Below are 13,352 nucleotides of genomic sequence, written 5' to 3'. Positions count from 1 at the left end.
AAGGGTAAAGATGAAAGTTCTAGTGATAGGCGGCGGCGGACGTGAGCACGCACTGGCATGGAAGCTCGCGCAGAGCGAGCGGATCAGCCGCGTATTTGTGGCGCCGGGCAACGCAGGCACCGCGCTTGACCCCGACATGGTCAACGTGCCCATCACCAAAGTTGCCGAACTGGTCGAGTTTGCGCAGAAGGAGCAGATCGGCCTCACCGTCGTCGGCCCCGAGGCGCCGTTGTCGCAGGGTGTGGTCGATGCGTTCCGCGCCGCCGGCCTGAAGATTTTCGGCCCGACCCAGGCCGCCGCGCAGCTCGAGAGCTCCAAGGATTTCGCCAAGGCGTTCATGATCCGCCACAACATCCCGACCGCGGCCTACGCCACGTTCACCGATGCCACCGCCGCGCATGACTACGTCGAGCGGCAAGGTGCCCCTATCGTGATCAAGGCCGACGGCCTGGCCGCAGGCAAGGGCGTGGTGGTCGCGATGAATGAAGACGAGGCGCATGCCGCGATCGACGCCATGCTTGCCGACAACAAGCTCGGCGCTGCTGGCGCGCGCGTGGTGATCGAGGAATTCCTCACCGGCGAGGAAGCCAGCTTCATCGTCATGGTCGACGGCAAACATATCCTGCCGCTCGCCACCAGTCAGGACCACAAACGCCTGCTGGACGGCGACCAAGGCCCGAACACCGGCGGTATGGGCGCGTATTCCCCCGCTCCCGTCGTCACGCCGGACATCCACGCCAAGGTCATGCGCGAGATCATCGACCCTACCGTGGCAGGCATGGCGAAAGACGGCATTCCCTATACCGGCTTCCTCTATGCCGGCCTCATGATCGGCGAAGACGGCAGCCTCAAGACCCTGGAATTCAACTGCCGCATGGGCGACCCGGAAACCCAGCCCATCATGCTGCGCCTCAAGAGCGATCTGGTCGGCCTGGTGGAGCATGCGGTCAACGGCACGTTGAATGAGACCAAGACTGACTGGGACCGCCGCAGCGCGCTCGGCGTCGTGCTGGCATCCGCCAACTATCCTGACACACCGCGCCTGGGCGATGAAATCACCGGCCTGCCGAAAGAACTCACGGACGCCCATGTATTCCACGCCGGCAGCGTCATCAAGGACGGCAAGGTGGTTACCAGCGGCGGCCGCGTATTGTGCGTAGCGGCGCTGGGCGAAACCGTGAAGTATGCCCAGTCGCAGGCCTACAAGATTGCCGACGGCATCAAGTTCGACGGCATGCAGTTCCGCACTGACATCGGCTATCGCGCCGTCAAGTCCTGACAAGAAACATTGGCATGCGAGCACGCGCACTACAGCATTTCCTGCGTAGCGGCGGTGTCATCGCCTACCCGACCGAGTCCTGCTTCGGACTCGGTTGCGACCCCACCAACCATCATGCCCTCAAGCGCTTATTGCGCATCAAGGGCCGCCCGCAGCGCAAGGGGCTGATCGTGATTGCACATCAGTTTGCGCAATTGCGCAAACTGATCGCGCCGGTCACGACGGAACAGAAACAGCGCATGTTCACCCGCTGGCCCGGGCCGCATACCTGGCTGGTGCCTGCGTCGCAACGTTGCCCCGCATTGCTCAGGGGCAAGCACACATCCCTGGCGGTGCGCGTCACCGCCAACCCATTCGCGGCGAATCTCTGCCGCAACGCTGGCATGGCGCTGGTTTCCACTAGCGCCAACCACAACGGCCGGGTTCCGGCCAAAACCACTCGCGAATGCCATCGCCTGTTTGGCAGCCGTGTCAGGGTACTGCCCGGCAGGACTGGTGGCGCGAGCAAACCTTCGACCATACAGGATCTCATCACTGGCAAGATTCTACGCCCGTGAAGCATTGAGACCCGGTGACACCTGGAGAGCTTCATGAACTCAAATGCAATCTTCGACTACCTTCAAGGCCTGCAAGCCCGCATCGTGGAAGCCATCGAGCTGGTGGACGGCAAGCGCTTCCTGCACGATAGCTGGCAGCGAGCGGAAGGCGGCGGCGGGACTTCCTGCATGCTGGAAGAGGGCAATGTGTTCGAGCGCGCCGGCATTGGCTTCTCCCACGTTATCGGCAGCAAGCTGCCGCCATCGGCTAGCGTCGCCCACCCCGAGGCGGCAGGCCGCAGCTGGCAGGCCATGGGGGTCTCGCTGGTGTTTCACCCGCGCAACCCCTACGTCCCCACCGTGCACATGAACGTGCGCTTCTTCGTGGCGGAAAAACCCGGAGAGGCGCCGATCTGGTGGTTCGGCGGCGGCATGGACCTCACGCCTTACTACGGTTTCGAGGAAGACGCCGTGCATTTCCACCGCACCTGCCGCGACGCGGTAGCGCCGTTCGGCGAGCAGTACTACCCGCGCTTCAAGAAAGAATGCGACGAATATTTCTATCTCAAGCACCGCAAGGAAGCGCGCGGCATCGGCGGCATCTTCTTTGACGACTTCAGCGAACTGGGCTTCGAGCAGAGCTTCGCATTCCAGCGCAGCGTCGGCGATGCCTTCATCAATGCCTACCTGCCTATCGTGCAGCGGCGTAAGGATATTCCATACGGCGAGCGCGAACGCGACTTCCAGGCCTACCGCCGCGGCCGCTACGTCGAATTCAACCTGATCTACGACCGCGGCACCATTTTCGGACTGCAATCCAACGGCCGTACCGAGTCCATCCTGCTGTCCATGCCGCCTATCGTCAAATGGCGCTACGACTGGAAGCCGGAAGCAGGCTCGCCGGAAGCCAGGCTCTACAGCGATTTCATCACCGGGCGCGACTGGCTCACGGAAAACAAATAAGCCAGGCACCCCAGCATGCCCGGGCCGGGGAAATTTAAAGCCCGGGCATAATTCGTGCATACTAGAAAAACAAAAAAACGGGGAGTTCCTATGCTTGCACAGCTATTCCGCACCAAACCGGTTGAAATAGGCCGCCACAGCGGCCTGAAGAAATGCCTGTCGGCATTCGACCTTGCCTTGCTCGGGATAGGCTGCGCCATCGGCACCGGCATCTTCGTGCTCACGGGTATTGCCGCCGCCGTATACTCGGGCCCTGCCGTGGTGATTTCCTTCGTCATTGCCGGGCTGGCCGCCGCCTTTGCCGGCTTTGCCTATGCCGAGCTCGCCTCCTCGGTCGGCGGCTCCGGCAGCGCCTATGGTTACAGCTACGTGGCGTTCGGCGAGTTCATTGCCTGGACGATCGCCTGGATATTGCTGCTGGAATACGGCGTGGGCGCCGCCGCGGTGGCCAACGGCTGGTCAGGCTACTTCATCAACACCCTGGCCAACTTCGGCATCGTCATCCCCGAAGACTGGACCAAGGCGCCAAGCCAGGGCGGCATCATCAACCTGCCCGCTTTCGGCATTATCTGGCTGCTGGTGTTCGTGCTCATCAGCGGCGTCAAGCAAAGCTCCACCGTCAACAACGTCATGGTGGCGATCAAACTCAGCACCATCGCCATTTTCCTCGCCATCGCCGTCGGCCATATCAATAGCGACAACTGGCAACCCTTCATGCCGTTCGGCTGGTTCTCCAGCCAGGCGGACGGCAGCAATATCGGCATCCTGGCGGGCGCCTCCCTGGTATTTTTCGCCTATTTCGGCTTCGATGCCGTCTCCACCGCCGCCGACGAAGCCCGCAATCCGCAACGCGACCTGCCGATCGGCCTGATTGCCTCCGTCACCTTCTGCACCCTCGTCTATATCCTGGTCTCGGGCGTGCTGACCGGCGTGGTGCACTATTCCGACCTCAACGTATCCTCCCCTGTCGCCTATGCGCTGAGCAAGCTGGGGTACGGCTGGTCGTCCACCCTGGTCGCCACCGGCGTATTGGCAGGCTTGATCACGGTATTGCTGGTATTGCTGTACGGCCTCACCCGCATCCTCTACGCCATGAGCCGCGACGGACTGATTCCCGCCGCATTCTCCAAGGTCAACCCGGACCGCCAGTCGCCGACCCGCGTGATCCTGTTCTGCGGCAGCATCATCTCCATCGTCGCTGGCTTCTTCCCGCTTGGCACCCTGGCCGAGACCGTCAACATAGGCACTCTTGCAAGCTTTGTCATGGTGTGCGTCGGCGTCATCGTCTTGCGCAAACGCCAGCCCGACCTGCATCGGCCTTTCAAGAATCCAGGCGGCCCTATCATTCCTATCCTCGGCATCATCTCCTGCAGCGCCCTCATGGCGTTCCTGCCTAGCGAAACCTGGCACCGCTTCCTGGTATGGGTAGGCATCGGCATCGTCATGTATTTCGCCTACTCCATGCACCACAGCAAACTCAGGCAACGCACTAGCTGATAATTCCCAAGGGCAAGCGCAGCGATGCAAGTGCGGGTTTGACGTTGGTTTCCCCGTCTGGCTGCGCCGAGTAGCGCAGTGCTGGATGGAAATAAGGCTTGCGTCTGTTTGAGCGCAGCGAGTTCAGCAAGCCGCCATCCAGCACGAGCAACGCAGGGAACCGGGAGCTTTGCTCCCGGCGTAGACTCCGGGGTCGCCTTTTGTTTGGTCCCTTTATTTTGGCGAAGCAAAATAAAGGGACTCGCTGGCAAGCGAAAGGCAATGGGTCAATAGTCTGCAATAATGGTTAAGACCATTCTTCCTTCAACTACTCAACCTCATCAAGCTCAACGTTTTTCGGTCTTCATCAATACTGCAATTGGCGAGAGGATGAGTTTCGCCCCTCCGGGCGAGTCCATTTCTTTTGCTTCGCCAAAAGAAACAGGACCAAAGAAAAGGCGACCCGGTTGTCTGCGTCCCTACACTTCGTTCCGGGCAACCTGCGTTGCTCGCTTTTAATGGGGACTGGCTGAACTCGCTGCGCTCAGACAGACGCCAGTCCTGATCCATTAAAAGCTGCGCTACTCGGCGCAGCCAGACGGAAGGAAAAACCAACCCTTGGCTTCGCTGCACTCGCCCTTGGTTTTTTGGGCAAAAAAAAGCCAGTCCACAAGGGACTGGCAAGAAGGGACTACTAAAATGGAGATGAGCCCTGCCTCTCGGCAGGGGTACTGCCTAAAGATGGTTTAGAGGCTGAATACGTTGAGTGCGCCACCGCCTGGTGCCGCATTCCACTCCTTCAACTCCTTGTAACCACCTGCTGCGCCCAGACCTTCGTTGTCGTTGGTCAGGCCCAGGTTCATTGCCACACCTGCCCAGCCACCGATGCCGGAGAGAATTGCGACGTATTGCTTGCCCTTGTGGCCATAGGTGATCGGGTTACCGACCACGCCGGAGCCTACGCGGAATTTCCAAAGTTCCTTGCCGCTCTTGGCGTCGACAGCCTTGAACCAGCGATCCAGCGTGCCGTAGAAGACGACATCGGACGCAGTCGCCAAGGCGCCGCTCCAGACCGAGAACTTCTCTTTCTTGTACCAGGCTTGCTTGCCCTTGAGGCCATCCCAGGCCATGAAGCCGCCCATGACGCCGTCAGGGCCGGGGTACATGCTCAGGGTGGCGCCGACCCAGGGCTGGCCGGCCACGTATTTCACTTCGACCGGCTCGTAGTCCATGCAGACATGGTTGAGCGGCACGTAGAACAGCTTGGTCTTGGGAGAGTACGCAGCAGGTTGCTGGTCCTTCACGCCCAATGCCGCAGGGCAGATGCCCGTGACGTTCACGTCCTCATGGGTGGAGAACTTGGGGTCTTTTTGCGGGATGCCGGTCACGAGGTCAATGCCAGTCGCCCAGTTGACGAACGGGTGCATCTTTTCCGCCACCAGCAGCTTGCCGGTCTGGCGGTCCAGAGTGTAGCCGAAGCCGTTGCGGTCGAAATGGGTGGCGAGCTTCTTACCGTCCGCATCCCAGAGGATGGTTTCGTTGACGGCATCGTAGTCCCACTCATCATGCGGCGTCAGCTGGTAGCCCCACTTGGCAACGCCAGTGTCCAGGTCGCGCGCGAAAATGGTCATGGACCATTTGTTGTCGCCGGGACGCACGTCCGGGTTCCAGACGGATGGGTTGCCGGTGGAGTAGTAAACCAGGTTCAACGCCGAATCGTAGGAGTACCAGCCCCAGGTCGCGCCGCCGCCCTGTTCCCAGCCATTCTTGGTCGCTTGCGGCTTAAGCCAGGTCTTCACGCCAAGGTCTTTTTCAGGGAATTTCAGCTTGTCCTTGGGCAGGGCCTTGTAGGAGCCGCCTTCCTTGTTGCCGCCGTTCACGTCTTCATATACGGACAACGAGCTGTAGTGAGGGTTGTCCTTGTTGAAATCCTTGCCGATCAGCACTTCGCTATCGGGACCGGTGCTGTAGGCGCGCCAGGCAATCGAGCCATCCTTGATGTTGTAGGCTGTGAGGTAGCAACGCACGCCGTATTCGCCGCCCGAACATCCGGTGATGACCTTGTCCTTGAACACGTGGGGCGCATTGGTGGTGGTAGCGCCTTGCTTAACGTCGACAACGTCTACGTCCCAAACTTTGGCGCCGGTCTTGGCGTCCAGGGCAACCAGCTGGCCGTCGTTCTGCTGCAGGAATATCTTGCCGTCGCCGTAGGCGAGGCCGCGGGTGACGTTATCGCAGCAGAGCAATGCCTGCACGGAAGGATCCTGCTTGGGGAAGTAGGACCACTTGATCTTTTCCTCGTTGTTCAGGTCGAGCGCATAGACATTGTTAGGGAACGCCGTGGTGAAGTACATCGTGTCGCCGATCACCAGCGGTGCGCCTTCGTGGCCGCGGTTAACGCCGGTCGCAAACGTCCAGCTTGCCTTCAGGTTCTTGACGTTGGATTGGTTGATCTGGGACAGCTTGCTGTAGCCAGTGCTTGCATAATCCTTGCGCTGCGCTACCCATTGGTTGTCGTCCTGGATCAGCTTTGCCAGATCATCTGCCGCAAAAGCAGGAATGGATGCCAGGCCGATCAGGCTGGCACCCAGTGCTATTTTCAAATGCTTCGCTTTCAAGGGATATTCTCCATAGTATGTTTGTTGTTTTATTGCTGGCCGATGCTCTCCACCTCAGCCAGCACCATGACCATGCCTGGTCATCAACTTGCAGGCCCTATTCAGCAATCCCCATGCCAATTGAAACAACTGTCGGGAATATTTCCTGAAAACCATGAAAAAATAATACGTTGCCATATGAATTTATTCCTAACTATCGACTCAAACCCGTCGTAATCAGTTGTCACGAAATTGCACAAGTGCTACATTTGGGAACAGTTCCTAATATCAATCATGAAGTCCACCATGCATCACCCCATGACAAAGTCCCTGCAGGAAATCGAGCATGCAAGGCTGCAGTTCCTCGAGCAAGGCAATATGGCGGAAGGCGTGGTGAACAAGACGATCGCGCGCTCCTGGCAGCGCAGCCTGGACAATGGCATCAACGCCTCCCAGCCCTTGAGCACGGCGACGCTGAACCGGGTGGAGCTGGAGAAGAAACGCAGCAAGCACCATTTGCTGCTGACTCAGGCCAAGCCCGAGATCACCGCGCTATACGAGCAGATTGCCCACTCTTACAGCATGGTGGCGCTCACCGACGCGGAAGGCGTCATCCTGCATAGCGAAGGCCAGCACTTGCTGGTCGACCTTGCGCCTAGCGAAATCATGAGCCCGGGCTATTCGTGGTGCGAGCAGGAACGCGGCACCAATGCCATCGGCACGGCGATCGTGGAACGGCAGCCGGTGGCGGTACAAGGTGCGGAACACTTTGTCGAGCAACTGCACGGCTTCAGTTGCTATGCCGTGCCTATTTTCGGCCCCAACCAGCAACTGCTTGGCACGCTCAACGTCACCAATGCGTTTGCCGCCCACCAGCAGCACACACTGGCGCTGGTGAAGATGGCCACCCAACAGATTGAAAATCGCGTATTCAGAGCTTGCTACCAAGGGCCGGTAGCGCTGTACTTCCATACCGCCGCCGATTTTATCGGCTCGGCTTGGGAAGGGAATGCGGTATTTTCGCGCGAGGGAGAGCTACTTGCCATCAACCGCAACGGGCTGGGCCTGCTGGGCCTGAAAAGCCCGCCCGTGCATTTCCACGCCATGTTCCTTGAGCCGTTCGCCCACGCCTGCAACGAACATCGGCAAAACGCTCCGCTAGCGCTCACACTCGCGAACGGCGAACCCGTCTACGCAAAACTCAGCATTGAACCGGAAGCAACGGTAAGCAACAGAATCGCGGGCATACGCCCTGCCCCCAGGCCGGCTGGCTCTGCAATCGTCATGACCGGCGATGACCCGCGCATCGCCGAAATATTGAGCCAGGCGAAGCTGGTCATGGACCAGGACATTTCCATCCTGATCCAAGGGGAGACCGGCGTCGGCAAGGAATTGCTTGCCAGCACCATCCACCAGGGCAGCGCCCGCGCCAACGGCCCGCTGGTCGCCATCAATTGCGCCGCATTGCCGGAGGGGCTGATCGAGGCGGAGCTGTTCGGCTACGAGGAAGGCGCCTTCACCGGCGCGCGCCAGAAAGGCAGCCAAGGCAAGATCGAGCAGGCGCATGGCGGCACCTTGTTCCTTGATGAAATCGGCGACATGCCCTTGCTGCTGCAGGCCCGGCTGTTGCGCGTGCTGCAGGAACGCAGCATTACCCCGCTGGGCGGCAGCAAATCGAGGAAACTGGATTTCGCCGTGATCAGCGCCACCAACCAGAAATTGCAGGAGAAAGTGGCCGAAGGCACATTCCGCAAGGATCTCTACTACCGCCTGAACGGCATCAGCCTGACATTGCCGCCCTTGCGGGAGCGGCAGGATCTGCTGTCCATCATCCGCAGTATCATGGCCACGGAAAGCGGCGGCGATGTTGCTATCCATGAGGAAGTGCTCAGCCTGTTCCGCCAGCATCCCTGGCCGGGCAATATCCGCCAGCTGCACAATGTGCTGAAAACCATGCTGGCCCTGGCGGCAGGCAAGCCTTTGCAGCGTCAGCACCTGCCCCCCGGCTTCATGGACGAGCTGGATGACGCCGTCCTTGAGCCAAAAAGCACCGGCCTTGCCGCAGGCTCCATCGACGATATCACCAATGAAGCGGTCAAGCTGGCGCTGCAGCACCACGAAGGCAATATCTCCGCCGCGGCACGCGAGCTGGGCATGAGCCGCAACCGCTTCTACCGCAAGCTCAAGGCGCTGGGACTGGCCTGAGCATAGGCAAGAACCAGAGCGTTACGCTGTCCCGCCGTTAATCCAACAAAAAAGCCAGTCAACTATTTGACTGGCTTGCTTCAAGCAACTAACTGCATCCACGGCTACAAGGTCAATATCCACTGCACGATGACCTTGATATCCTCGTCCTTCACCTGAGGACTGTTCGGCCCCATGGGCACCGGTCCCCAGACGCCGCTGGTGCCGTTCTTGACCCGGCCGATGAGCTTGGCCTCCACCCCGGGCTCGCCGCGGTACTTGGCTGCGATATCCTGCAATGCCGGGCCAATGACCTTTTGCTTGATCGTGTGGCAAGCCAGGCAACCGTTTTTCTGTGCCAGCGACTCCGCCACCTTTGCATCCACCGCTGCCGCCTGCCCAGCCATGAGCAAGCAGCTCGCGGCCACCAATATGCGCATGATTGTCTTCATTCATTCTCCTTGGGAGCTTGCACTCCCGCTGAATAGCGTTACAACGGCCGGCGCTTGGCAATACATCCATTGCCAATCAACATAACCCGGCTACAAACTTTCAGTGCTGTACTGCACGCTCAGGGTATGAGAAGTGCCGGGCTCGACGGTGACGACATTGCCCCTGACGTTGGAAGTCTCGACGCATACCATCTGCCGCCAGCCATGGTGGCTGCCCAGGTCGCCAATTTCGGCCGCCTTGCGTTCCCATGGCGTCCAGACCACGGTGGAATGGCTGCCGGATTTCTCGATGACGATCTTGCGACGCAAGCCTGGGTCTTCCAGCACACAGGTCGACTCGGTATTCAGGTAAACCCGGTCCACCTCGTCATTGAAGCTAATGTCGCCGGACTGGCGCTTGCGGGCGTAGTCCTCGACCTTGTCCTCATACTCAGTATGATCCAGCCCGAGCACCTTGACCACCTCGATATCGCTGACCTGGAAATAGGTATGCAGGGCCTCGCCGATCACAAACGGCTCATTACCCTTATTGGTGGTGGTCAGCGCCATCTTGAGCGTAGGGCCGATGTTGACGGTCAAGGTCAATTCGCAATCGTAAGGCCACTGTTTTTCCACCTGGCGGCTCTCCACCAGCCTCAAGACAAGGCTGGTCGTGTTGTCCGCCTCAGCCTTGGCGTCGATCACTTCCCATGGCACCACGCGGGCAAAACCGTGCGGACAGAGGGTCTCATCGGTGGCATGCGGGCCGAACCACGGCCAGCAGACCGGCACGCCGCCACGGATAGAGCGTCCGGCGACGAAGCGCGCCTGGTCGGACAGCCACAACACCGGCGCCTCGGCATGGCGCGGGTTCCATTGCATGACGTGGCCGCCTTGCAAGGCGACCTTGGCGGTGGCATGCGGGTTTTCGATTTCCAGCGTCACCAGCCCGTTCAGATCTGCGGAAAAATGGATTTTATGCCCGACCCCGTACCGGGCATTCAATTCGTGTACTGATTGCATACGCTCTTTTAAAACTGATTGATGAATTCTTCTTATTATTCTCGATGCTGCCTACTTCTCGATCTGGCTGACGTCGCGCACCGCTCCCTTGGCCGCGGACGTGCTCATTGCAGCATACGCACGTAATGCAACGGATACATGACGCTGACGGTTGACCGGCTTCCACGCATCTTTGCCGCGCGCCTCCATCGCGGCACGCCGGTGTGCAAGCACTTCGTCCTTGACCGCCAAGTGGATGGTACGGTTGGGGATGTCGATCTCGATGATGTCGTTTTCCTCCACCAGGCCGATCGCGCCGCCCTCGGCAGCCTCGGGCGAGGCATGGCCGATGCTCAGGCCGGAAGTACCGCCGGAAAAGCGCCCGTCGGTCAGCAGAGCGCATGCCTTGCCCAGCCCCTTGGATTTCAGGTAGCTGGTCGGGTAGAGCATTTCCTGCATACCAGGGCCGCCGCGCGGGCCTTCATAGCGGATGATGACAATGTCGCCCGCCTCGATCTTGTCGGCCAGGATGCCGGCGACGGCATCGTCCTGGCTCTCGAAGATACGCGCACGGCCCGTGAACTTGAGGATGCTGTCGTCTACGCCCGCGGTCTTGACGATGCAGCCATCCAACGCAATATTGCCGTAAAGCACCGCCAGGCCGCCGTCCTGCGAGTAGGCATGCGCCTTGTCGCGGATGCAGCCTTCCTTGCGGTCGGTATCCAGGTCGGGCCAAAGCATGGACTGGCTGAAGGCAATCGTCGTGGAAATGCCGCCCGGGGCCGCACGGTAGAACTTCTTCACATCCTCGTCCGTGGTGGTCATGATGTCCCACTTGTCCAATGCCTCGCCCAAGGTAGGGCTATGCACGGTCGGGGTATCGCGGTGGATCAGCCCGGCCCGGCTCAACTCACTCAAAATGCCCATCACTCCGCCCGCGCGGTGCACGTCCTCCATATGGTACTTGGCCGTGGCAGGCGCCACCTTGCTGACGCAAGGCACGCCGCGCGAAATGCGGTCGATATCAGCCATGGTGAAATCCACTTTGGCCTCGTGCGCCGCTGCCAGCAGGTGCAACACGGTATTGGTCGAGCCACCCATGGCGACATCCAGGCTCATGGCGTTCTCGAACGCCTTGAGGTTGGCGATGCTGCGCGGCAACACGCTTTCGTCATCCTGCTCGTAATAGCGTTTGGTGATTTCCACGATCAGGCGGCCCGCCTTGAGGAACAGCTCCTTGCGCGCGGCATGCGTGGCCAATGTGGAACCGTTGCCAGGCAGGCTCAGGCCCAGCGCCTCGGTCAGGCAGTTCATCGAATTGGCGGTAAACATGCCGGAACAGGAGCCGCAGGTCGGGCAGGCGGAACGCTCGATCGCGTCGGACTCTTCATCAGACACATTGCTGTCCGCAGCCGCTACCATGGCATCCACCAGGTCAAGCTTGTGCACGTTGCCTTGCCAGTTGACCTTGCCGGCCTCCATCGGGCCGCCCGAGACGAATACCACTGGGATATTCAAGCGCAGCGCCGCCATCAGCATGCCCGGGGTGATCTTGTCGCAGTTGGAAATGCATACCAGGGCATCGGCACAGTGAGCGCTCACCATATACTCCACGGCATCGGCGATCAGGTCGCGGCTGGGCAGGCTGTAGAGCATGCCGCTATGCCCCATAGCGATACCGTCGTCCACGGCGATGGTGTTGAACTCCTTGGCGACGCCGCCCGCACGCTCGATCTCGCGCGCCACCAGCTGCCCCAGGTCCTTGAGGTGCACGTGGCCAGGCACGAACTGGGTAAAGGAATTGGCGATCGCAATGATCGGTTTCTGGAAGTCGTCCTCCTTCATCCCGGTGGCGCGCCAGAGCGCGCGCGCGCCCGCCATATTGCGGCCATGGGTGGAGGTTCTGGAGCGGTATTGCGGCATAAAAACCCTAAACTGAACGTATAATTAAGGGATTTTACTCCAATCCAAGGGCCAATCCCAATGCTTGTTCACCCACAATTTGATCCGGTTGCCATTCACCTGGGCTCGTTCGGCATTCATTGGTATGGCCTGATGTACCTCATCGGCTTCCTGGCTTTTCTCTGGCTCGGGCGCTGGCGCATCGCCCACCAGCCGTGGTGGTCGCAGGCAGGCTGGACGCCCAAGACGCTGGACGACGCCCTGTTCTATGGCGCGCTGGGCGTCATCCTCGGCGGCAGGCTAGGCTATGCATTGTTCTACCAGCACGAGTACTACCTGGCCCACCCGCACGAGATTCTCTTCCTCTGGCAAGGCGGCATGTCCTTCCACGGCGGCTTCATCGGCGTCATGGCCGCCATGCTGCTGTTCGCGAGACGGCGCGGCCTGACCTTCTTCGGCATCATGGACTTCGTCGCGCCGTTGGTGCCTGTCGGCCTGGGCGCGGGACGCATGGGCAACTTCATCAACGGCGAGCTATGGGGCCGCGCCAGCGATGCGCCCTGGGCCATGGTGTTCCCGCAAGTGGACAATATCGCGCGCCACCCCTCGCAGCTTTACGAATTCCTGCTCGAGGGCGTCGTGCTGTTCATCCTGCTCTGGTGGTATTCCAGCAAGCCCCGCGCCAGGGGCTCAGTGTCTGCACTGTTCCTGATCGGCTACGGCAGCTTCCGCTTCCTGGTGGAATTCACGCGCGAGCCGGACAGCTTCCTCGGCCTGCTGTCGCTAGGCTTGAGCATGGGTCAGTGGTTGAGCCTGCCGATGGTGATTGCGGGAATATGGCTGTTAATTGTGAGCTTGCGTCAATCACCAAAAGCATGATCGCCAAGGCAGGTTTCACGCCTGCATAGCCAGGATTGCTATCGTTGCAGCGGGAAATAAGCGTAAGCGCTTAGAGAGTCCCCTAAGGCTAATATCTAAGCGC

General features: G+C 60.0%; 10 protein-coding genes. 6 read left to right on the top strand and 4 right to left on the bottom strand.

Going from position 1 to position 13,352, the window contains the following annotated elements; all coding sequences use genetic code 11:
• Positions 1-10: 10 nt before the first annotated feature.
• The 4 genes from purD to ACW4YW_RS08985 all read left to right on the top strand — a co-directional run bounded on the left by purD (position 11) and on the right by ACW4YW_RS08985 (position 4,275).
• Positions 11-1,279 (top strand): phosphoribosylamine--glycine ligase, encoded by a 1,269-nt coding sequence (gene purD / locus ACW4YW_RS09000; protein WP_457137246.1) that lies wholly within the window; start codon positions 11-13, stop codon positions 1,277-1,279.
• 14 nt (positions 1,280-1,293) lie between these two features.
• A complete protein-coding gene (locus ACW4YW_RS08995) occupies positions 1,294-1,836 on the top strand; it encodes an L-threonylcarbamoyladenylate synthase (RefSeq protein WP_457137245.1) in 543 nt (180 codons plus the stop codon).
• A 33-nt stretch (positions 1,837-1,869) separates the two neighbouring features.
• Positions 1,870-2,778: an oxygen-dependent coproporphyrinogen oxidase gene (gene hemF / locus ACW4YW_RS08990; RefSeq protein ID WP_457137244.1), complete on the top strand. Its 909-nt coding sequence runs from the start codon at positions 1,870-1,872 to the stop codon at positions 2,776-2,778.
• Positions 2,779-2,868: 90 nt separating this feature from the next.
• The gene (locus ACW4YW_RS08985) at positions 2,869-4,275 is read left to right on the top strand and encodes an APC family permease (RefSeq protein WP_457137243.1); all 1,407 of its coding nucleotides are present in this window, start codon (positions 2,869-2,871) and stop codon (positions 4,273-4,275) included.
• Positions 4,276-5,000: 725 nt separating this feature from the next.
• Here the strand turns inward: ACW4YW_RS08985 and ACW4YW_RS08980 are convergent.
• Positions 5,001-6,872 (bottom strand): methanol/ethanol family PQQ-dependent dehydrogenase, encoded by a 1,872-nt coding sequence (locus ACW4YW_RS08980; protein WP_457137242.1) that lies wholly within the window; start codon positions 6,870-6,872, stop codon positions 5,001-5,003.
• Positions 6,873-7,169: 297 nt separating this feature from the next.
• On the opposite strand from ACW4YW_RS08980, the gene ACW4YW_RS08975 reads away from it, so the two are divergent.
• Positions 7,170-9,056 (top strand): sigma-54-dependent Fis family transcriptional regulator, encoded by a 1,887-nt coding sequence (locus ACW4YW_RS08975; RefSeq protein WP_457137241.1) that lies wholly within the window; start codon positions 7,170-7,172, stop codon positions 9,054-9,056.
• A 104-nt stretch (positions 9,057-9,160) separates the two neighbouring features.
• Here the strand turns inward: ACW4YW_RS08975 and ACW4YW_RS08970 are convergent, their stop codons facing one another.
• The 3 genes from ACW4YW_RS08970 to ilvD form a co-directional block, all read right to left on the bottom strand.
• A complete protein-coding gene (locus ACW4YW_RS08970) occupies positions 9,161-9,487 on the bottom strand; it encodes a c-type cytochrome (protein WP_457137240.1) in 327 nt (108 codons plus the stop codon).
• Between the two features lie 90 nt (positions 9,488-9,577).
• Positions 9,578-10,489 (bottom strand): D-hexose-6-phosphate mutarotase, encoded by a 912-nt coding sequence (locus ACW4YW_RS08965; protein WP_457137239.1) that lies wholly within the window; start codon positions 10,487-10,489, stop codon positions 9,578-9,580.
• Positions 10,490-10,540: 51 nt separating this feature from the next.
• Positions 10,541-12,391, bottom strand: coding sequence for a dihydroxy-acid dehydratase (ilvD, locus tag ACW4YW_RS08960; RefSeq protein ID WP_457137238.1), 1,851 nt, complete (start codon positions 12,389-12,391; stop codon positions 10,541-10,543).
• 60 nt (positions 12,392-12,451) lie between these two features.
• On the opposite strand from ilvD, the gene lgt reads away from it, so the two are divergent.
• Positions 12,452-13,249, top strand: coding sequence for a prolipoprotein diacylglyceryl transferase (gene lgt, locus ACW4YW_RS08955; protein WP_457137237.1), 798 nt, complete (start codon positions 12,452-12,454; stop codon positions 13,247-13,249).
• Positions 13,250-13,352 lie beyond the last annotated feature (103 nt).

This window comes from Methylobacillus pratensis, from assembly GCF_054072455.1.
Note: the sequence above shows the minus strand (reverse complement) of the source record. Positions and strands in the feature narration are given on the sequence as shown.

Excerpts from the sequence above, each read along its gene's own strand:
- purD (WP_457137246.1), top strand. The coding sequence starts at position 11 with ATGAAAGTTCTAGTGATAGGCGGCGGCGGACGTGAGCACGCACTGGCA.
- ACW4YW_RS08995 (WP_457137245.1), top strand. The coding sequence starts at position 1,294 with ATGCGAGCACGCGCACTACAGCATTTCCTGCGTAGCGGCGGTGTCATC.
- ACW4YW_RS08985 (WP_457137243.1), top strand. The coding sequence starts at position 2,869 with ATGCTTGCACAGCTATTCCGCACCAAACCGGTTGAAATAGGCCGCCAC.
- ACW4YW_RS08970 (WP_457137240.1), bottom strand. The coding sequence starts at position 9,487 with ATGAAGACAATCATGCGCATATTGGTGGCCGCGAGCTGCTTGCTCATG.
- ilvD (WP_457137238.1), bottom strand. The coding sequence starts at position 12,391 with ATGCCGCAATACCGCTCCAGAACCTCCACCCATGGCCGCAATATGGCG.
- hemF (WP_457137244.1), top strand. The coding sequence starts at position 1,870 with ATGAACTCAAATGCAATCTTCGACTACCTTCAAGGCCTGCAAGCCCGC.
- ACW4YW_RS08965 (WP_457137239.1), bottom strand. The coding sequence starts at position 10,489 with ATGCAATCAGTACACGAATTGAATGCCCGGTACGGGGTCGGGCATAAA.
- lgt (WP_457137237.1), top strand. The coding sequence starts at position 12,452 with ATGCTTGTTCACCCACAATTTGATCCGGTTGCCATTCACCTGGGCTCG.
- ACW4YW_RS08975 (WP_457137241.1), top strand. The coding sequence starts at position 7,170 with ATGACAAAGTCCCTGCAGGAAATCGAGCATGCAAGGCTGCAGTTCCTC.